This is a genomic window from Paraburkholderia sp. J67, from assembly GCF_905220265.1.
Taxonomy (GTDB): Bacteria; Pseudomonadota; Gammaproteobacteria; order Burkholderiales; family Burkholderiaceae; genus Paraburkholderia.
Genome location: NZ_CAJMZK010000017.1, coordinates 117,599 through 137,042, shown reverse-complemented (window position 1 = coordinate 137,042; position 19,444 = coordinate 117,599). Strand labels below are relative to the sequence as shown.

The following is a 19,444-nucleotide window of genomic DNA, read 5'->3' as shown; positions in this document are numbered from 1 at the left end:
AGGCGTCTAAGTCACTGTTTATTTATGAGAAAAATCTTATCGAGACGTAAGGCGATTCGATATCGGAGTCGTCTTAAAACGTCCTGGAGTTCCGCCATCACCTAGCCCGACGCGCTGCCACATCCGTGCCCAGTTCGCGGCACGACACTCACACTTTCGTTGATAATGAACGACCGTGCTTTTCCCGATTCACTTCGTCTGACAGAGTGACTAGAATCGGTTTTGTTCTCGTCGGTTTCGCTATGCGGAACGAATGACGGGCATGCACGGACGAGTGAAGCGTCCGCAGGAGAGTTGGCAAGACCCAGGAGGGCCGCGGCGCGGCCCCGGCAAAATCGGCGGGCGGCCTGCGCAGCGGGCGAGGGCGCTGGCCGGGAGACATCAAGGAGACACAGGCATGCAGGTCAGGGAATTGTTCGAATTGAATGGTCAGGTAGCGCTCATCACGGGCGGCTCGCGTGGACTCGGGCTGCAGATGGCCGAGGCGCTAGGGGAGATGGGGGCGCGCGTCGTCATCTCGGCGCGCAAGGCCGACGAACTCGCGCAGGCACAGAAGCACTTGCAGGCACTCGGCATCGAGGCGATGACGATCGTGAGCGATCTGCAGCGCGCCGACGCGGCCGTCAAACTCGTCGACGAAACGCTGGCGGCGTTCGGCCAGATCGACATTCTCGTGAACAACGCGGGCGCCACGTGGGGCGCTCCGGCCGAGGACTATCCCGACGAGGCGTGGCACAAGGTCATGAACCTCAACGTCAACGCACCGTTCTTCCTCGCGCGGGAAGTGGGCAAGCGCAGCATGATCGAGCGCAAGCGCGGCAAGATCATCAACATCGCCTCGATCGCGGGCCTCAAGGGTTCGCTCGGGCCGATGCAGACCATCGCGTACAACACCTCCAAGGCCGCGGCGATCAATTTCACGCGCGCGCTCGCCGCCGAGTGGGGCAAGTACGGCATCAACGTCAACGCGATTTGCCCGGGTTTCTTTCCGACCAAAATGGCGGCCGGCCTGCTCGACAAGCTCGGCCAGAGCGTAATCGACCACACGCCGCTGCAGCGTCTGGGCGACGAGAGCGATCTCAAGGGCGCGGCGGTGTTTCTCGCGAGCGCCGCGTCGCGTCATATCACCGGCCAGTATCTGGCGATCGACGGCGGCGCGAGCATCGTCTGATAGTGGCGGCCCCAGCCCCGCTGTTTGAATCGCATCCCTAAGCATCATGGACGGCCCGCGGCGCAACCCCTGCGCCGTGCAGCCGATCGCACGACCCGCGCGCCGCTCGTGGCGGCGCGCAACCCACGAGACGGATCCCGCCATGTCCACGTCTGACGCTGTCGTTCCGAGCAAAAGTTCGCCCTTCTGGCCGTCGCAACTCTCACCGCATCTGAGCATTCCCGCTACGAACCTGTTCTATAACGCCGAAGTCTCCGCCGCGCGCTATCCGGACAAGCCTTTTATCGTTTTCTACGACACGCCCGTCACGTTCGCGCAATTCAAGGAGGAGGCCGAACGTGTAGCCGGCTATCTGCAGACGGAATGCGGCGTGAAAGCGGGCGACCGCGTGCTGCTCTACATGCAGAACAGCCCGCAATGGGTGATCGCCTATTACGGCATCCTGCGCGCCAATGCCGTGGTTGTCCCCGTCAATCCGATGAACCTCTCGGACGAGCTCGAACACTACGTGGAAGACAGCGGCGCGACGACGGTTTTCGTCACGCAGGAGCTTTATCCGCGTATCGCGCCGCTGGTGGGCGAAGGTGCGGGGCCGGGCCTGCGCCATCTGATCGTCGCCACCTACAGCGACTATCTGAAGCGTGAGCCGTTCGCGCCGCCGCCCGAATTCGTGAGCGCGCCGCGCCACGTCGAAGGGCTGGGTGTCGCGCATTGGGCCGACGTGCTGGAGGCGAACATCGCGCCGGGGCCGCTCACCGCCGGTGCGGACGATCTTTGCGTGATGCCCTATACGTCGGGCACGACTGGCAAGCCGAAGGGCTGCATGCATACGCACCGCAGCGTGATGTGCACGGCCGTGGGCGGTTGCAACTGGTTCGGAAGTAATCAGGATGCCGTACAGTTGTCGGTGCTGCCGATGTTCCACGTGACCGGCATGCAGGGCGGCATGAACAGCCCGCTTTACAACGGCTCGACGGTGGTGATCTTGCCGCGCTGGGATCGCGATGTCGCGGCGCGCGCGATCGAGCACTACCGCATCAATGGCTGGCAGGCAATTTCGACGATGGTGGTCGATTTCATCTCCAATCCGCGCATTGGCGAATACGACCTGTCGAGCCTCGCCTGGATGCGCGGCGGCGGCGCGACGATGCCGGACGCCGTGGTCAAGAAGCTCCGCGACCTGACGGGCCTCGAATTCGTGGAGGGTTATGGCATGTCGGAGACGATGGCCGCCACGCACATCAACCCGCCGCAAAATCCGAAGGCGCAGTGCCTGGGCATTCCCGTGTTCGACGTCGATGCGCGCATCGTCGATCCGATCACGCTGGAGGAGGTCGCCGAGGGCGAGGCGGGCGAACTCATCATGAGCGCGCCGCAGGTGATGCAGGGTTACTGGGGCAACGCCAAGGCCACCCGCGAAGCGTTCATCGAGCGCGACGGCAAGCGCTTCCTGCGCACCGGCGATCTGGTGCGCCGTGATGCGGACGGCTATTACTTCATGACCGACCGCCTCAAACGCATGATCAACGCGTCCGGCTATAAGGTGTGGCCCGCCGAAGTCGAAGCGCTGATGTACCGCCATCCGGCCATCAAGGAAGTGTGCGTGATCGGCACCCAGGATGCGAAGCGTGGCGAGACGGTGAAGGCCGTCGTCGTCCTCGATCCGCAACAAGTCGGCACCGTAACCGGCGACGACATCATCAAGTGGGCGCACGAGAACATGGCCGCGTACAAGGCCCCGCGCATCGTGCAGTTCGTTGATGCGTTGCCGAAGTCGGGCAGCGGCAAGATTCTCTGGCGCAAGCTCCAGGAAGACGAAGCCGCCGCAGGCTGAACGTTTTTTTGGGGCGATGGCGGCCTCGTTGCTTCGAGCGCCGCCGATCCAGACGTTTTTCGTCTACCTCAGTCCTACCCCTTCCATCGAGCGTCAGGCGCCGGCCAGTGCAGGCAGGCCGGGCTCACTCCAATCCCAACCTCCTTGTGGCGCTGCAAGCGGCGCCTGTCTGGGCGCGCCTGACTGCGTGGCCAGCGCAGGCGTCCATTCGCCGGGCGCCTGCGCGTTCTTGCGCCCGAGTATCGCTTCGCACAGAAAGTCGATGCTATAGGCGTTCAGCAGGTGCGCGTGATGCGTCTCGATATAGGAGGCGAGGCGCGCCGCTTCGCCTTCGATCGACGCGAGCGCATGCAAGGTGGCCGTATCCCAGCGAAACCGCAAACCGAGTTCGGCGAACGCCGAATTGAACGCGCTCAACTGCGCGTGCAGCATCGGCTCGTGTTCCGTGGCAGGCCGGGTGGGGGACGTATGGCTCATGGCGATCTCCGGTGACAGAGGAAGAGTGGCGTGAATCAAGCGTAGAAGTGCCAATGAATAAACGATAGTTAAAGTTTTTTTCGATATTCATAAGCAGGAGGCTATGAAACCGTCGCCGCGACGCTTTCATGGTGACCTCCTCGTAAACCCGCTTTGTGGCTCCCGAGTCGCTGATATATTGTATTGAAAATATCGAATTCGCCTGTAGAGCCGGCCAAACCGTACGTTGGAGACCCGTCACCGATGTCAGCCGAAACGCAAGACGAAGCCGGAGCGTCCCCCCTGATGCTGACGCTCGAACCCATTCACGCCACGGTGTCGCTGCGCGACCAGGCCTACGCGAAGCTGAGACAGGCGATTGCCGAAACCGATATCTACCGCTCGCGAGACGAAATTCGTCTCGATGAGAAGGAACTCACCGAGAAGCTGGGCGTGAGTCGCACGCCGGTGCGCGAGGCGATGACGCTGCTGGAGCAGGAGGGCTTTCTTCGCACGGTGCCGCGGCGCGGGGTCTATATCCTGCGCAAGACGCGCAAGGAGATCGTCGAGATGATCTATATGTGGGCCGCGCTCGAAAGTATCGCGGCGCGCCTCGCGACCCAGCGCGCCTCGGACGAGGATATTGCGCGACTGCGCCGCATGTTCGCGGACTTCGGCGAACACGCGCCCGCCGAGCATATCGAGGAATACTCCGAAGCGAACATCCGGTTTCACCAGGCGCTGGTCGAACTGTCCCAGTCGTCGATCATCGTGGACACCATCAAGAACATCTTCATGCATGTGCGCGCGATCCGCAGGATGACGATCGCGCAGAGCGATCGCGCGTCACGCTCGATCGTGGATCACATGCGCATTATCGAAGCGCTCGAAGCACGCGACACCGAACGTGTCGAGCGGCTCGTACGTCAGCATTCGATCGACCTCGCGCTGTTCGTCGAAGCGAACTGCGACTTTCTGGATTGATGCAGCGCCTGAGCGCGCAGCGGAGAGACGCTTTTCGTATTGATCGGCGAGTGGTTGCTCGTCTAGTTGTTCGGAGTACGTAGTAAATCGCAGCCTGGAAGTCCGAATGCGTTGTGTGCTGCACCAATGTAATCACGCGAAAGACGCCAGGTCCTGCAAGCAACACGTATCGCATCGCAGCACACAGGAAGGACGTCCAAAAACGTCTTGACTAATACTGTGTGTGGAATATTGTATATCACGAATCGCTCAACGCCCCGCCAAAGAGGAGACGTCATGGCAGAAGCAGGCATCAACGACGCGCAGAACAGCCCTGTGCAGGACGAGCAGGCGACGACGGACGGCTTTCATCTCGTCATCGACGCGCTCAAGCTCAACGATATCGACACGATCTTCGGGCTGGTCGGTATTCCCATCACAGACCTCGCGCGTCTGGCGCAAGCGGAGGGACTGCGTTTCATCGGCTTTCGCCACGAGCAGAACGCGGGCAACGCGGCGGCCGTCGCCGGGTATATGACGAAGAAGCCGGGCATCTGCCTGACCGTCTCGGCGCCCGGCTTCCTCAACGGCCTGACCGCGCTCGCCAATGCCACCACGAACTGCTTTCCGATGATCCTCATCAGCGGCTCGAGCGAGCGTGAGATCGTCGATCTGCAGCAGGGCGACTACGAGGAAATGGATCAGCTCAACGCTGCCAAACCCTATGCGAAAGCCGCGTATCGCGTCTTGCATGCCGAAGACATCGGCATTGGCGTGGCGCGTGCGATTCGTGCGGCGCTCTCGGGCCGACCCGGCGGCGTGTATCTGGATCTGCCGGCCAAGTTGCTTGCCCAGACCATCGATGCCGCAAAGGGTCGCCAGTCGCTCGTGAAGGTGGTGGACGCCGCGCCGCGCCAGATACCGGCGCCCGACGCGGTCAAACGTGCGCTCGATGTCATCAGGAATGCGAAGCGACCGCTGATTTTGCTCGGCAAAGGCGCCGCTTACGCACAAGCCGACGCGCAGATCCGCGAGCTGGTTGAAAAGAGCGGCATTCCCTATTTGCCGATGTCGATGGCCAAGGGCCTGTTGCCCGATACCCATGCGCAATCCGCCTCGGCGGCTCGCTCGTTCGTGCTGGCGGAAGCCGATGCCGTGGTGCTGATCGGCGCGCGTTTGAACTGGCTGCTCGCGCATGGCAAGGGCAAGACCTGGGGCGCTCCCACGCCGAAGCGCTTCGTGCAGATCGATATCGCGCCGACGGAAATCGACAGCAACGTGGCGATCGAAGCACCGTTGATCGGTGATATCGGCTCATGCGTCGAGGCGCTGGTGGACGGTATTGGCGAGGACTTCCCGCAGCCGCCGGCGGAGTGGCTCGACGCGCTGGCCCAGCGCAAGAGCGCGAACCTCGCAAAGATGGCCGCGACGCTCGACAAGAACCCGTCGCCGATGAATTTCCACAGCGCATTGCGGGCAATTCGCGATGTGCTCAAGACGCGGCCCGACATCAACGTCGTGAACGAAGGGGCGAACACGCTCGACTACGCGCGCAGCATCATCGACATGGCGCTGCCCCGCAAGCGCTTCGACTCGGGCACGTGGGGAATCATGGGCATCGGCATGGGATTCGCGATCGGCGCGGCGGTCACGAGCGGCACGCAGGTCGTGGCGATCGAGGGCGATAGCGCGTTCGGCTTCAGCGGCATGGAGCTGGAAACCATCTGCCGCTACAACCTGCCGGTCTGCACGATCGTCTTCAACAACAACGGTGTTTATCGCGGCACGGACGTGAATCCAAATGGCGGCGCCGACGTCGCACCTACGGTGTTCGTGAAGAACGCGCGTTACGACCGCATGATCGAGGCGTTCGGCGGCGTGGGTTATCACGCGACGACACCAGAAGCCCTCACGCAGGCGCTGCTCGAAGCGATCGCCTCGGGCAAGCCCACGCTCATCAACGCGGTGATCGACGAATCCGCGGGCACCGAGAGCGGGCGTCTCACGAATCTGAATCCGCAAAGCGCTGCCATGAAGAAATAAATCCCATCGCAATCGTTCCAGCAGAACAGACAGATCAGGACAGACAGGAGATATGGCCATGAGCAAACCCCTCGACGGTATCAAGATCATCGACTTCACGCATGTACAGGCAGGCCCTGCGTGCACGCAACTGCTCGCATGGTTCGGCGCGGACGTCATCAAGGTGGAGCGTCCCGGCGCGGGCGACGTCACGCGCTCGCAGTTGCGCGATATTCCGAACGTGGACGCGCTGTACTTCACGATGCTCAACAGCAACAAGCGCTCGCTCACGCTCGACACCAAGAAGCCGGAAGGCAAGGAGGTGCTGGAAAAACTGATTCGCGAGTCGGATGTGATGGTGGAAAACTTCGGCCCAGGCGCGCTCGATCGCATGGGCTTTACGTGGGAGCGCATCAACGAGCTTAATCCGAAGCTGATCGTTGCCTCGGTGAAGGGCTTCAGCGAAGGCCATCACTACGACGATTTGAAGGTCTATGAAAACGTCGCGCAATGCGCGGGCGGCGCGGCATCGACCACGGGCTTCTGGGATGGCCCGCCGACGGTGAGCGCGGCCGCGCTCGGCGACAGCAACACGGGCATGCATCTGGCGATCGGCATTCTTACGGCGCTGATCGGCCGCGACAAGACCGGCAAGGGTCAGAAGGTGGCGGTCTCGATGCAGGACAGCGTGATCAATCTGTGCCGCGTGAAGCTGCGCGACCAGCAACGGCTCGACCGCGTCGGCTATCTTGAGGAGTACCCACAGTATCCGCACGGCAGCTTCAGCGACGTGGTGCCGCGCGGCGGTAACGCGGGCGGCGGCGGCCAGCCGGGCTGGGTGCTCAAGTGCAAGGGCTGGGAGAACGATCCCAATGCGTATATCTATTTCACGGTGCAGGGGCACGCGTGGGAGCCGATCTGCCGCGCGCTCGGCAAGCCCGAATGGATCGACGATCCGAACTACAACACGGCGCAGGCGCGTCAACCGCACATCTTCGATATCTTTGCGACCATCGAAGCCTGGCTGTCGGACAAGACCAAGTACGAGGCCGTGGATATCCTGCGCAAGTTCGACATTCCTTGTGCACCGGTGCTCAGCATGAAGGAGTTGGCCAACGATCCTTCGCTGCGCGCGAGCGGCACGATCGTCGAAGTGCCGCACAAGGAGCGCGGCGCGTATCTGACCGTGGGCAGCCCGATCAAGTTTTCGGATCTGGAGCCGGAAATCAAGGGCTCGCCGCTGCTCGGCGAACACACGGACGAAGTGCTGGCGGACCTCGGTTATACGCCGCAGCAGATCGCGGCCCTGCACGAGGTGCGGGCAGTCTGATGCGTTGACAGTTCAGTAGTAGCTCGGGGAAGGGCGTACAAGCCGGCTGGACTGTGCGTCCTTCACCCCCAATCGACGAACCTGTTCCCCACACGGTCAACGCCATGTCATCCGCCATCGACTTCGCTCAACTCGCTGACGCAATCGGCGACGCCATCGTCATTTCGGACGCTTCCGGCGACATCACATACTGGAACCCCGCCGCCACTCGCCTGTTCGGTTATACGCCCGATGAGGCGCTCGGCAAGACGCTCGACATCATCATCCCGGAGCGGCTGCGCGGCCGCCATTGGGAGGGCTATCACAAGACGATGTCGACTGGACAGACGCGCTATGGCAACGACGTGCTGCGCGTGCCCGCCGTCGACAAGGATGGCCGCGCGCTGTCCATCGCGTTTACCGTTGCGCTGCTGCACGACCCGCAAGGCGAGTTGAGCGGCATCGTTGCGGTCATGCGCGACGAGACCGCCCGCTTTCAGGAAGAGCGCAACCTGCGCAAGCGCGTCACCGAGCTAGAGGCACAGGCGCACGCCCAGCAGTCCTGATTACCCCGCGCAGCGCTGCCTGGCAGTACACCAGGCCGATAAGACCTTATAACTATCGATCAGGAGACAACCGGCATGGCGATGACCATCGCGATACCGCGTGAGACATTCGAAGGCGAGCGGCGCGTGGCGGCTACGCCGGAAAGCGTCGCGCAACTGCTTAAGCTGGGCTATGTCGTTGAAGTAGAGACCGGCGCCGGCGAGCACGCGTCTTATGGCGACGATGCGTATCGCACGGCGGGCGCCTGTCTTGTCGAAAACGTCACCGAACTCTGGAGCAACGCGGACATCGTGCTCAAGGTGAGGCCACCTTCAATCGACGAAGTGACCCGGCTAAAGCCGGGCGCGACACTGATCGGCTTCATCTGGCCCGCGCAGAATGGCGCGCTGCTCGATGCGCTGGCTGAGCGCGGCGCGACCGTACTCGCGATGGATTGCGTGCCGCGCATCTCGCGCGCGCAAAAACTCGACGCGTTGAGTTCGATGGCGAACATGGCGGGCTATCGCGCCGTGATCGAGGCGGCGCAATATTTTGGGCGTATCTTTACTGGCCAGATCACGGCGGCGGGCAAGATGCCGCCCGCGAAGGTGCTAGTGATCGGCGCGGGGGTCGCGGGTCTCGCAACGATCGGTGCGGCGCGCGGACTCGGCGCGATCGTGCGCGCATTCGATACGCGGCCCGAAGTTGGGCAGCAGATCGAGAGCATGGGCGCGGAATTCCTCACGGTTGAGGTCGAGGAGGAAGGCGGCGGAGCGGGCGGCTACGCGAAACAGATGAGCGCGAAGTTCATTGAAGCGGAAATGGCGTTGTTCAAGGCGCAGGCGGCCGAGGTCGATATCATCGTGACGACCGCGCTGATACCCGGCAAGCCCGCGCCGCGCCTGATCGACGCACAGACGGTGGCGTGCATGCGCGCGGGCAGCGTGATCGTCGATCTGGCGGCGGAGCAGGGCGGCAATTGCGAGCTGACGCGCGCGGGCGAGGTGGTCCGCGCACAGGGTGTGACCATCGTCGGTTATACGGATTTGCCCAGCCGTATGGCGAATCAATCGAGCCAGCTTTATGCGACCAATCTGCGGCATCTGCTGACCGATCTCACAGTCGATAAGGATGGCGAATTAAAGATCGATATGGACGACGTCGTTCAGCGTGGTACGACCGTCATGCTGAAAGGCGAGTTGTGCTGGCCCGCGCCGCCTGTCCAGACCTCGGCTGCCGCGACTCCCAGACCGCAGGAGAAGGCCGCTCAACCGGCATCGTCCGCGCATGGCGGTCTTGCTCAAGATGCAGACGTCGCGCGACATCGCGGTATCGGCTCGATCCTCGCGCTGGCCGTGATTGCCGCCGTGCTCCTCGCACTCGGTGCGGTCGCGCCGCCTGCCTTCGTGGCGCATTTCACGGTGTTCGTGCTGGCGGTGTTTGTGGGTTACCAGGTGGTGTGGAATGTCACGCCTTCGCTGCATACGCCGCTCATGAGCGTGACTAACGCGATCAGCGGCATCATCGTGATCGGTGCGTTGCTGCATCCGGTCGGCGCCAATGTCTATGTGAGCGTGCTTGCCGGCGTGGCGCTGCTGGTCGCGACGATCAATATCGCGGGCGGCTTTCTGGTCACCCAGCGCATGCTGAAGATGTTCCAACGGACCTGAGGAGGCGGCATGTTGAACGGCATCGGCAATATGGCGTGGCTAGGTTCGGCGACGCTTTTTATCCTCAGTCTGCGCGGCCTGAGTCATCCGGCGAGCGCGCGTCGCGGCAATCTCTATGGCGTGTGCGGCATGGCGATTGCCGTGCTGGCGACGCTGCTCGTCACGCGCGGCGCGGGGTTGGGCCTTGCGCTGGTCGCAGCGGTCGTGGGCGGCGGCATCGGCGCGGTACTCGCCCGGCGCGTGGAGATGACGCAGATGCCGCAACTGGTGGCGGTCCTGCACAGCTTTGTTGGCCTCGCGGCGACGCTCATCGCGTTCGCGAATGCGCTCTCATCCGCATCGGTGTCGGGCGGGGTCGAGCGGGCGATTCATGATACGGAGATCTATGTCGGCGCCTTTATCGGCACGATTACGTTCACGGGCTCGATCGTCGCGTTCCTCAAGCTGCAAGGCACCGTAGGCGGCAAGCCGCTCGTGCTGCCTGGCCGGCACGGGATGAACGCCGCCGCGCTCGCCGCGTCCATCGTGCTTGGCTACGTTTTCGTGAGCGCCACGAACGACACACAGGCGCTCGCGGCGCTCGGCATCATGTGTGTCATCGCGGCGCTGCTGGGCGTGCATCTCGTGATGGCGATCGGCGGCGCGGACATGCCGGTGGTCGTCTCGATGCTGAACAGTTACTCGGGCTGGGCGGCAGCCGCCACGGGTTTCATGCTCGACAACGATCTGCTGGTGACGACGGGCGCGCTGGTCGGTTCGAGCGGTGCGATTCTCAGCTACATCATGTGTCGTGCGATGAATCGCAGCTTTGTGTCCGTGATCCTCGGCGGCTTCGGCGCGGTGGCGTCGACGGCAAGCGCCACGCCCGAAGGCGAGGTGGTGGCGACCAGCGTGGATGAAGTAGGCGCGCTACTGCGCGATGCCGCCGAGGTCGTGATCGTGCCGGGTTACGGCATGGCTGTCGCGCAGGCGCAGGGTACCATCAGTGAAATCACGCGGCGTTTGCGCGCGCAGGGCGTGCGGGTGCGCTTCGGCATTCATCCCGTGGCAGGACGTTTGCCCGGCCACATGAATGTGCTGCTCGCCGAGGCGAAGGTGCCCTACGACATCGTGCTGGAGATGGACGAGATCAACGAGGACTTCACGAACACCGATGTCGTGCTCGTGATCGGCGCGAACGATATCGTCAACCCGGGCGCGCAGGAGGACGCTGCGAGTCCGATCGCGGGTATGCCGGTGCTCGAAGTCTGGAGGGCGCGCACGGTGGTGGTGTCCAAGCGCAGCATGGCGACGGGCTACGCGGGCGTGGACAATCCGCTTTTCTATAAGGACAACACACGAATGCTGTTTGGCGACGCGAAGGGGAGTGTCGATGCGCTGCTCAGGCAGCTAGAGACCGCTTGATTGCGCTTGATTTCTTATCGCGCACGAACCCGATCGATACACGATTGACGCGCCAGACGCGTCAACACATGGAGAGAGACAACCGTGGCACACACCGATCGCATCGACGCCGCCTATACGGCGCGGCGCCACAACCGCTGGGTGCAACTCGTGGCGGGCATCGCCTGTATGGGGCTGGTCGCCAATTTGCAGTACGCGTGGACGCTCTTTGTCGTGCCGATGGACGCACGTCACCACTGGGGGCAGGCCGCGATCCAGCTGGCATTCTCGCTTTTCATCGTCACGGAGACCTGGCTCGTGCCGGTCGAAGGCTGGCTCGTTGACCGCTTCGGGCCGCGTCCGGTCGTGATGGGCGGCGCTTGTTGCGTGGCGCTGGGCTGGCTGCTCGACGCCTGGGCACCCGTCTTGCCGGTGCTCTACGTGGCGGCGGTGATCTCGGGCATCGGGGCGGGCTGCGTGTATGGCACGTGCGTGGGCACCGCGCTCAAGTGGTTCCCGGACCGGCGCGGACTGGCTGCGGGCATGACGGCGGCAGGCTTCGGCGCGGGCGCGGCGCTCACCGTCATTCCGATCTCGCGCATGATCCAGCATGCGGGTTACGAGACCGCATTCGTTTTCTTCGGACTCCTGCAAGGTGCGTGCATCATGGCGCTCGCGCTCGTGATGGTGCGTCCGAAGCCGCCCGCGCATGCGGCGCGCGTGCAGCGCGTGGTCGCGACGAAGACCGATTACACGACGCAGCAGATGGTCCGCACGCCGCTTTTCTGGGTGATGTACGCGATGTTCGTTTGCGTGGCGACGGGTGGCATCATCGCGACCGCACAAATCGGGCCGATTGCGAAATCGTATGGATTCGCCGCGATGCCGGTGACGTTCATGAGCCTCTCGCTGCCGCTGCTCACGATGACCTTGTCGATCAACAATCTTTGCAATGGCTTCACGCGGCCGCTATGCGGGTTGATCTCGGATCGCATTGGCCGAGAGAACACGATGTTCATCACCTTCCTCGGCGAAGGACTGGCGCTGCTCGGACTGCGCTATTTCGGCCACGACCCGTATCTTTTCATGCTGTTTTCCGGGCTTGTGTTCCTGTTCTACGGCGACATCTTCTCCAACTTCCCGGCGACCTGCGCCGATACGTTCGGCGCGCGTTATGCGGCGGGCAATGCCGGCACGCTGTACACCGCGAAGGGAACGGCCGCGTTGCTGGTGCCGGTGGCGACTGTGCTCGCGCTGCACGGCGGCTGGAATAGCGTATTCGAGTTCGCGGCCTGCATCGCGATGATGGCCGGCCTGTGCGCAAAGGCTGTGTTGCAGCCGATGCGGCGGCGCTGGATCTTGCAGTCGGCTCAGCCGGTGACGCACGCCGAACCCGTATTGCGCGTGGTGCCGCTGGGATCGCAGGAATAGGGCGGCACAGAAGGCGCCGCGTTCAGACAGCCGCTTTACCGCGGCGCGTGGCGGCCGAACGGCCCGCCGCGCATGCCTTGCCCGCACGTGAGCGTAGCGCACGCACGAAGGCCACGGCGGGCAGGCTCGCGCGCACGCGTGCGCGACGGACGCGCCGGGAGTCGGTGCGGGCTTGCATGCGGCGCGGGTCGGCTTCTTCCGGAAGTGCGGTTTCGCTCAGCGCGGCATAGCGGCCTTCGGCCGCGCTGCGCTCGATCCACTCGGCCGGCAGGCGCGTCGCGATCAACCAGGTCGCCGCAGCGCCGAAGCTCACGGCAACGATCGCGGCGATGACGACGATTTCCATCCTGTCTCCACTCGTTCGGGTATCGCGTTGGCGAATTCAATGTATTCCGAAGAATATAACGCGTCTTGGCGAGCGAGACGATAAAGGCGGGCCAGGCGAGGGGAGTCAGCGTGATGAGTTTGAAGCAGAAATGAAAAAAGCCGACTTGAAGTCGGCTTTTTAAATCTTGGTGCCCAAGAGAGGACTCGAACCTCCACAGTGTTGCCACCGCCAGGACCTGAACCTGGTGCGTCTACCAATTCCGCCACCTGGGCAAGGTGTCTTTTACTGCTTTGCTGCTTGCTACGTTCTGCTGCTGCGTTGTGTCGTGCAGCAGAGAAGTGAGATTCTAGCGCATCTACAGAACTTGTCAATAGATGTTTTCAAAAAATCTTCACATTGCAAAGAAACTGCGTCTCAACCTCCCTTGTGTGAGAGAGATGGACTTGATACGGAGGCAAAAAGCAGCACGCCCGGTAAAGCGGTTGGGCTTTATCCGGGCGAGGGTGTGGCATTCGCGAAGCGATGCCGGAAATGAAAAAAGCCGACTTGAAGTCGGCTTTTTAAATCTTGGTGCCCAAGAGAGGACTCGAACCTCCACAGTGTTGCCACCGCCAGGACCTGAACCTGGTGCGTCTACCAATTCCGCCACCTGGGCAAGGTGTCTTTTACTGCTTTGCTGCTTGCTACGTTCTGCTGCTGCGTTGTGTCGTGCAGCAGAGAAACGAGATTCTAGCGTATCTGTAGAACTTGTCAACACCCCTTCGCGAAATTCTTTTGCGACGATGCCAGGCCGTGCTTGCCGGGCTCAGCGTACCGGCAGTCCTCGCTCACGAGCCTGCGCGCTGAATTGTCGGGTGCGGCGTGGGTGTTAGAATGCCTTGCAGTAGTAGGGGGTTGCGTACCGCATGCGTCGCGTTCCCCCTCTCTGTGCCAGCCGCATGTTGCAGCATACGAAGACCGGGCGCGGCACGTTTGCCACCTTTGCCACGATCCGCGCGATATCCGACGTCCACGCAACGAGAACAACCATCGACAAGCCCTTGAGCAAATATCCGTACCCGATTCCCAGCCGCGAAGAAATCCTCGGCGTGCTGCGGACCAGCGAATCGCCCTGCACCGCGAACGATATCGCCGAGGCGCTCGCGATCAAGCGCCAGGAGCGCGAAGGGTTCTTCAGGCGGCTCGCCGCGATGGAGCGCGACGGGCAGATCAGGCTCGACTCGCGCGGCCACTATCAGCTCGCGCATCCTTCCAACTTTGTCGCCGGCCGCGTTCAGGGCCACCGCGACGGCTTTGGCTTCCTCATTCGCGATGACGGCCAGGACGATCTCTTCCTGCCGCAGGGCGAGATGCAGAAGGTCATGCACAACGACCGCGTGCTTGCGCGCATCGTCGGCTACGACCGCCGCGGGCGTCCGGAAGGGCATATCGTGGAGGTCACCGACCGCGCGAACCGTAGCGTGATCGGCCGCCTGCTCAACGAAAACGGCGCGCTGATCGTCGCGCCCGAAGACAAGCGCATCGGCCACGACATTCTTGTCACGCAGAACGCCAAGAAGGCCAAGGTCGGTCAGGTCGTGGTGGTCGAGCTTACCGATTTCCCGAGCCGCCATTCGCAGCCGCTCGGTCGCGTGCTGGAAGTGCTCGGCGACATCGACGATCCCGGCATGGAGATCGAGATCGCCGTGCGCAAGTACGGCGTGCCGCACGAGTTCAGCGACGAAGCGCTCGCGCAGGCCGCCAAGCTGCCCGACGCCGTGCGTCCGACCGACATCCGTTATCGCGTCGATCTGCGCGACGTCCCGCTCGTCACCATCGACGGCGAGGACGCGCGCGACTTCGACGATGCGGTGTATTGCGAGCCGATGCAGGTCGGCAAGGGCGAAGGCTTCCGCCTGCTCGTCGCGATTGCCGACGTCTCGCACTATGTGCTGCCGGGCAGTCCGCTCGACGTGGACGCCATCGAGCGCAGCACCTCGGTGTACTTCCCGCGCCGCGTGATTCCGATGCTGCCCGAGAAGCTCTCGAACGGGCTGTGCTCGCTCAATCCGCACGTGGATCGTTGCGTGCTGGTGTGCGACATGGTCATCACCGCGCGCGGCGAGATCAAGGCGTACCAGTTCTATCCGGGTGTCATGCACTCGGCGGCGCGTCTTACGTATACCGAAGTCGCCGCGGTGCTCAAGAACACCAAGGGGCCGGAGGCGACGCGTCGCGCATCACTGATGCCGCAATTGCAGAATCTCTACGGCGTCTACAAGTCGCTGTTCGCGGCGCGCCAGAAGCGCGGCGCGATCGACTTCGACACGACCGAGACGTATATCGTCTGCAACGCGCAGGGCAAGATCGAGCAGATCGTGCCGCGTCAGCGTAACGACGCGCACAAGCTGATCGAGGAGTGCATGCTCGCGGCCAACGTCTGCGCCGCGGACTTCATGAAGCGCAACAAGCACCCGGGCCTGTACCGCGTGCACGCAGGCCCGAGCGCGGAAAAGCTCGAAAACCTGCGTACCTTCCTGCGCGGCATGGGGCTTACGCTCGGCGGCGGCGACACGCCGCACGCAAGCGATTACGCGGCGCTGATGGCACACATCCGCGACCGGCCCGATGCGCAGATGCTGCAGACAATGCTGTTGCGCTCGATGCAGCAGGCCGTCTACAGCCCGGACAATATCGGCCACTTCGGTCTCGCCTATGAGGCGTACGCGCACTTCACGAGCCCGATCCGCCGCTATCCCGACCTGCTCACGCACCGCGCGATCTACGCGATCCTGCAGGGCAAGAAGTATCAGCCGGCCGCGCCGCAAGGCGTCGAGCTCAATACGGCGCTGTCGCCGCGCGCCCGCGCCATGCAGGCCGAAGACGAAGAAAAGCGCGGCTCGCGTCGCGCTCGCGGCGGCAACACGGCGATCTGGGAAGAGCTGGGCCTGCATTGCTCGGCCAACGAGCGCCGCGCCGACGAAGCCTCGCGCGACGTCGAAGCCTGGCTCAAGTGCTATTTCATGCGCGACAAGCTCGGCGAGGAATACGGCGGCATGGTCAGCGGCGTGACGTCGTTCGGCATCTTCGTGCAGCTCGATTCGCTCTTTATCGAAGGTCTCGTGCACGTGACGGAACTCGGTTCCGACTACTTCCAGTACGACGAGATCAAGAACGAGCTGCGCGGCGAGCGTACGGGTATCCGCTATCGCCTGTCGGATCGTGTGCGCGTGCAGGTGAGCCGCGTCGACCTCGACGCGCGCAAGATCGACTTCCGCCTCGTGCGCGACACGCCGATCAAGCCGGGCGTGAATCGCGGCGCGCAAGCTTCGCAGCAGGAGCGTGGCGCAGTCGAAGGTGGCTCGGGTGGCCCGCACTCGGGTGGCCCGCGCTCCGGCGGCCCGCGCGTGCGCGGGATGGCTCAGAATGGCGACGAGGTGCGGCGCAAGAAGGCCGCGCCCGCGCCAAGCGCAGCCGTGAAGGAAGCCCACGCGGCGCGTGGTGCGGCCAAGACCGCGAAGAAGCGCGCGCCGTCGAAGCCGACGGCCAAGAAGTCGCCGCCGCGCAAGAAGCGTTAAGTCATGCGCGGCACGCACGGTGCGCGCGGATCGCTGCAAAGCGCGATCCGGCGTGCGCCGTGACCCAGGCGCCGGATCTTCCGGCGGCCTGGCGCAATATCACTTGTTCGCGGCGCCCGTGGGGCGCCGCGAACCGTTTATCAGGGGTTGTTCCAGTCATGTCACGTCTCAAGGTTCTTTACGGTTTTCATGCGGTGACCGCACGTATGCGGCACGACGCGTCCACGGTCGAGGATGTCTATTACGACACGACGCGGCGCGACCGCCGCATGCAGGACTTCCTGCACACCGCAAAAGAAGCGGGCGTGCGCATCATTGCTGCCGACGAGACGCGCCTCTGGGGCCTCGCGCACACCGAGCGCCACCAGGGCGTGGTGGCGCGCGTGCACGACATGCCGCTCGCGCAGAACCTCGCGGAACTGCTCGACGGCATCCAGGGCTCGCCGCTTCTGCTCGTGCTCGACGGCGTGACCGATCCGCATAACCTCGGCGCCTGCCTGCGGGTGGCCGATGCCGCCGGCGCGCACGCCGTGATCGCGCCGCGCGATCGCGCCGTGGGCCTGAACGCCACGGCCGCGAAGGTGGCGAGCGGCGCCGCCGACACGGTGCCCTACATCACCGTGACGAACCTCGCGCGCGCGCTGCGTGAGCTCAAGGATGCGGGCGTCTGGGTGGTCGGCACGGCGGGCGACGCGCCCGCGGGCCTCTACGAGACGAAGCTCGACGGTCCGGTGGCGCTCGTGATGGGTGCCGAAGGCGAGGGCATGCGCCGTCTCACGCGCGAAACCTGCGACGAAGTCATGCAGATTCCGATGGCGGGCACGGTCGAAAGCCTGAACGTCTCGGTGGCCTCGGGCGTGTGCCTCTTCGAGGCCGTGCGCCAGCGCGCCGCGCGCTGAGTGGCTTGGTTGCCGATTCATAGCCGGTTTGATTCGAAGCAGCATGAAGAACGTGCCTGACGCGGCGCGGGCAGGGCGTGTTGCGCTTGCCGCCGCCTGTGCGGCGCTGGCGCTGGCCGCCTGCGCACCCGCCACGATGACCGACCGCGGCGCCTATGTCGCGGATTCGCAATATCACGCGCGCAGCGCCGATTCGCGCATCCGCTTCCTCGTGCTGCACTACACGGAAGGCGATGAGCCGGCGTCGCTCGAGGCATTGACCGGCGAGAACGTCAGCGCCCATTACCTCGTGCCCGAGCATCCGCCGCTACGCGACGGCAAGCCGGTCGTGCTGCAACTGGTGCCCGAGTCGCAGCGCGCCTGGCACGCGGGCGTGAGCGAGTGGCAAGGCACGACCGAGTTGAATGCGGCGTCGATCGGCATCGAGAACGTCAACCCGGGGCCGCACGACACGCCGCAAGGGCAAGCGTGGGCGCCCTGGCCGCCCGATCAGGTGGCGGCGATCATCGCGCTCTCGAAGGACATCGTCACGCGCTACGGGATCCCGCCCACGCGCGTGGTGGGCCATAGCGACATCGCGCCGCAGCGCAAGATCGATCCGGGCGCACGTTTTCCGTGGAAGCAACTCTACGACGCAGGCGTAGGCGCCTGGCCCGACGACGCCACGGTGCAGGCCGATCTGGCGGGCCGCGCGCCCGACGCACCCGCCGACGTGCGCGGCCTCCAGCTCAAGCTCGCGCGCTACGGCTACGACGTCGCCACCGACGGCGTGCTGGACGAGCGTACGCGTCGCGTGTTTGCCGCCTTTCAGATGCATTTCCGTCAGCGCGACTATTCGGGCACGCCCGACGCCGAAACCGACGCGATCGCCCAGGCGCTGCTCGACAAATACGTCGATCGCACCGCGCCCGCAGTGCCCGGCGCGACGGAAACGGCGCCCTGATTCCTGGCGTGGCTTGCGCTCGGGCAGGCGGCTCAACGCCGCCCGCGAGCGAAGCACCGGCGGGTGTTGCCCGCAACTCCGGTAAACTATGCGTTTTCCGCGTTTTCCTCTCCTCGGGCAGTACCCATCATGACTCAAGACGAACTCAAGAAACTGGTCGGCCAGGCCGCCGCCGACTATGTCAACGCCAACGTGCCGGAAGGCGCCATCATCGGCGTCGGCACCGGCTCCACCGCGAACTGCTTCATCGACGCGCTGGCGGCCAGCAAGAGCCGCTACCGCGGCGCCGTGTCGAGCTCGGTGGCGACCACCGCGCGCCTCGAAGCGCACGGTTTCAAGATTTTCGACCTCAACGAAATCGAATCGCTGCCCGTCTACGTGGACGGCGCCGATGAAATCGACGCCTCGGGCGCGATGATCAAGGGCGGCGGCGGGGCGCTCACGCGCGAGAAGATCGTGGCGTCGGTGTCGGAAGTGTTCGTCTGCATCGCCGATGCGAGCAAGCGCGTGGACGTGCTCGGCCAGTTCCCGCTGCCGATCGAAGTCGTGCCGATGGCGCGCACGGCCATCGGCCGCCGCGTGACGGCGCTTGGCGGCGTGCCGGTCCTGCGCGTGCAGAAGGACGGCTCGCCGTTCATCACCGACAACGGCAATGAGATCCTCGACGTGAAGGGCCTGCGCATCAGCGATCCGCGCACGCTCGAGGCGCACGTCAACGCATGGCCGGGCGTCGTGACCGTGGGCCTGTTCGCGGCACGCGGCGCGGACTTCTGCCTGCTGGGCGGCGAAGCGGGCGTCGAGCGCGTGGACTACCGCAAGGTCTGATGACCTGAGTGTGTGGGCGGCGGCGTGCTTCGTGTCACGCCGCTGTTCGCCATGTTTCGCAAGCCTCGGTGCGCGCCGATTGATATGGATTCCTGACAAAAATACCA

15 protein-coding genes and 2 tRNA genes are annotated in these 19,444 nt (G+C 64.0%); 13 read left to right on the top strand and 4 right to left on the bottom strand.

Annotated features, from left to right (window positions below):
* The first annotated feature begins 397 nt into the window (after window positions 1-397).
* Window positions 398-1,171, top strand: coding sequence for an SDR family oxidoreductase (locus U5782_RS26620; protein ID WP_322046879.1), 774 nt, complete (start codon window positions 398-400; stop codon window positions 1,169-1,171).
* A gap of 142 nt (window positions 1,172-1,313) precedes the next feature.
* Complete coding sequence (locus U5782_RS26615; protein WP_322046878.1) at window positions 1,314-3,005, top strand: long-chain fatty acid--CoA ligase; 1,692 nt, start codon at window positions 1,314-1,316, stop codon at window positions 3,003-3,005.
* Window positions 3,006-3,098: 93 nt separating this feature from the next.
* Here U5782_RS26615 and U5782_RS26610 read toward each other — a convergent pair whose 3' ends face one another.
* Window positions 3,099-3,482 carry a hypothetical protein gene (locus tag U5782_RS26610; RefSeq protein WP_322046877.1) on the bottom strand — a complete coding sequence of 128 codons (384 nt, stop codon included), beginning with the start codon at window positions 3,480-3,482 and terminating at the stop codon, window positions 3,099-3,101.
* Between the two features lie 243 nt (window positions 3,483-3,725).
* Between U5782_RS26610 and U5782_RS26605 the strand changes: the two genes are divergently transcribed.
* The 7 genes from U5782_RS26605 to oxlT all read left to right on the top strand — a co-directional run bounded on the left by U5782_RS26605 (window position 3,726) and on the right by oxlT (window position 12,785).
* A complete protein-coding gene (locus U5782_RS26605) occupies window positions 3,726-4,445 on the top strand; it encodes a GntR family transcriptional regulator (RefSeq protein WP_322046876.1) in 720 nt (239 codons plus the stop codon).
* Window positions 4,446-4,721: 276 nt separating this feature from the next.
* Window positions 4,722-6,467, top strand: coding sequence for an oxalyl-CoA decarboxylase (gene oxc, locus U5782_RS26600; RefSeq protein ID WP_322046875.1), 1,746 nt, complete (start codon window positions 4,722-4,724; stop codon window positions 6,465-6,467).
* A 58-nt stretch (window positions 6,468-6,525) separates the two neighbouring features.
* A complete protein-coding gene (gene frc, locus U5782_RS26595; RefSeq protein WP_322046874.1) occupies window positions 6,526-7,776 on the top strand; it encodes a formyl-CoA transferase in 1,251 nt (416 codons plus the stop codon).
* 104 nt (window positions 7,777-7,880) lie between these two features.
* Window positions 7,881-8,321, top strand: a complete 441-nt coding sequence (locus U5782_RS26590; protein ID WP_322046873.1) for a PAS domain S-box protein — start codon at window positions 7,881-7,883, stop codon at window positions 8,319-8,321.
* A 75-nt stretch (window positions 8,322-8,396) separates the two neighbouring features.
* The gene (locus tag U5782_RS26585; RefSeq protein ID WP_322046872.1) at window positions 8,397-9,971 is read left to right on the top strand and encodes a Re/Si-specific NAD(P)(+) transhydrogenase subunit alpha; all 1,575 of its coding nucleotides are present in this window, start codon (window positions 8,397-8,399) and stop codon (window positions 9,969-9,971) included.
* A 9-nt stretch (window positions 9,972-9,980) separates the two neighbouring features.
* On the top strand, window positions 9,981-11,375 hold the full coding sequence (locus U5782_RS26580; RefSeq protein ID WP_322046871.1) for an NAD(P)(+) transhydrogenase (Re/Si-specific) subunit beta: 1,395 nt from the start codon (window positions 9,981-9,983) through the stop codon (window positions 11,373-11,375).
* A gap of 84 nt (window positions 11,376-11,459) precedes the next feature.
* On the top strand, window positions 11,460-12,785 hold the full coding sequence (gene oxlT, locus U5782_RS26575; protein WP_322046870.1) for an oxalate/formate MFS antiporter: 1,326 nt from the start codon (window positions 11,460-11,462) through the stop codon (window positions 12,783-12,785).
* Window positions 12,786-12,807: 22 nt separating this feature from the next.
* On the opposite strand, the gene U5782_RS26570 is transcribed toward oxlT, so the two are convergent.
* The 3 genes from U5782_RS26570 to U5782_RS26560 all read right to left on the bottom strand — a co-directional run bounded on the left by U5782_RS26570 (window position 12,808) and on the right by U5782_RS26560 (window position 13,768).
* The gene (locus U5782_RS26570; protein WP_322046869.1) at window positions 12,808-13,131 is read right to left on the bottom strand and encodes a hypothetical protein; all 324 of its coding nucleotides are present in this window, start codon (window positions 13,129-13,131) and stop codon (window positions 12,808-12,810) included.
* 167 nt (window positions 13,132-13,298) lie between these two features.
* A tRNA-Leu gene (locus tag U5782_RS26565) sits at window positions 13,299-13,385 on the bottom strand.
* 296 nt (window positions 13,386-13,681) lie between these two features.
* Window positions 13,682-13,768 (bottom strand) — tRNA-Leu (locus U5782_RS26560).
* Window positions 13,769-14,153: 385 nt separating this feature from the next.
* Between U5782_RS26560 and rnr the strand changes: the two genes are divergently transcribed.
* The 4 genes from rnr (at window position 14,154) to rpiA (ending at window position 19,337) form a co-directional block, all read left to right on the top strand.
* Window positions 14,154-16,670 (top strand): ribonuclease R, encoded by a 2,517-nt coding sequence (gene rnr / locus U5782_RS26555; RefSeq protein ID WP_322046918.1) that lies wholly within the window; start codon window positions 14,154-14,156, stop codon window positions 16,668-16,670.
* A gap of 158 nt (window positions 16,671-16,828) precedes the next feature.
* Complete coding sequence (rlmB, locus tag U5782_RS26550; RefSeq protein ID WP_322046868.1) at window positions 16,829-17,569, top strand: 23S rRNA (guanosine(2251)-2'-O)-methyltransferase RlmB; 741 nt, start codon at window positions 16,829-16,831, stop codon at window positions 17,567-17,569.
* A 43-nt stretch (window positions 17,570-17,612) separates the two neighbouring features.
* Complete coding sequence (locus U5782_RS26545; protein WP_322046867.1) at window positions 17,613-18,512, top strand: N-acetylmuramoyl-L-alanine amidase; 900 nt, start codon at window positions 17,613-17,615, stop codon at window positions 18,510-18,512.
* A gap of 129 nt (window positions 18,513-18,641) precedes the next feature.
* Window positions 18,642-19,337: a ribose-5-phosphate isomerase RpiA gene (rpiA, locus tag U5782_RS26540; protein ID WP_322046866.1), complete on the top strand. Its 696-nt coding sequence runs from the start codon at window positions 18,642-18,644 to the stop codon at window positions 19,335-19,337.
* The last annotated feature ends 107 nt before the right edge of the window (window positions 19,338-19,444 follow it).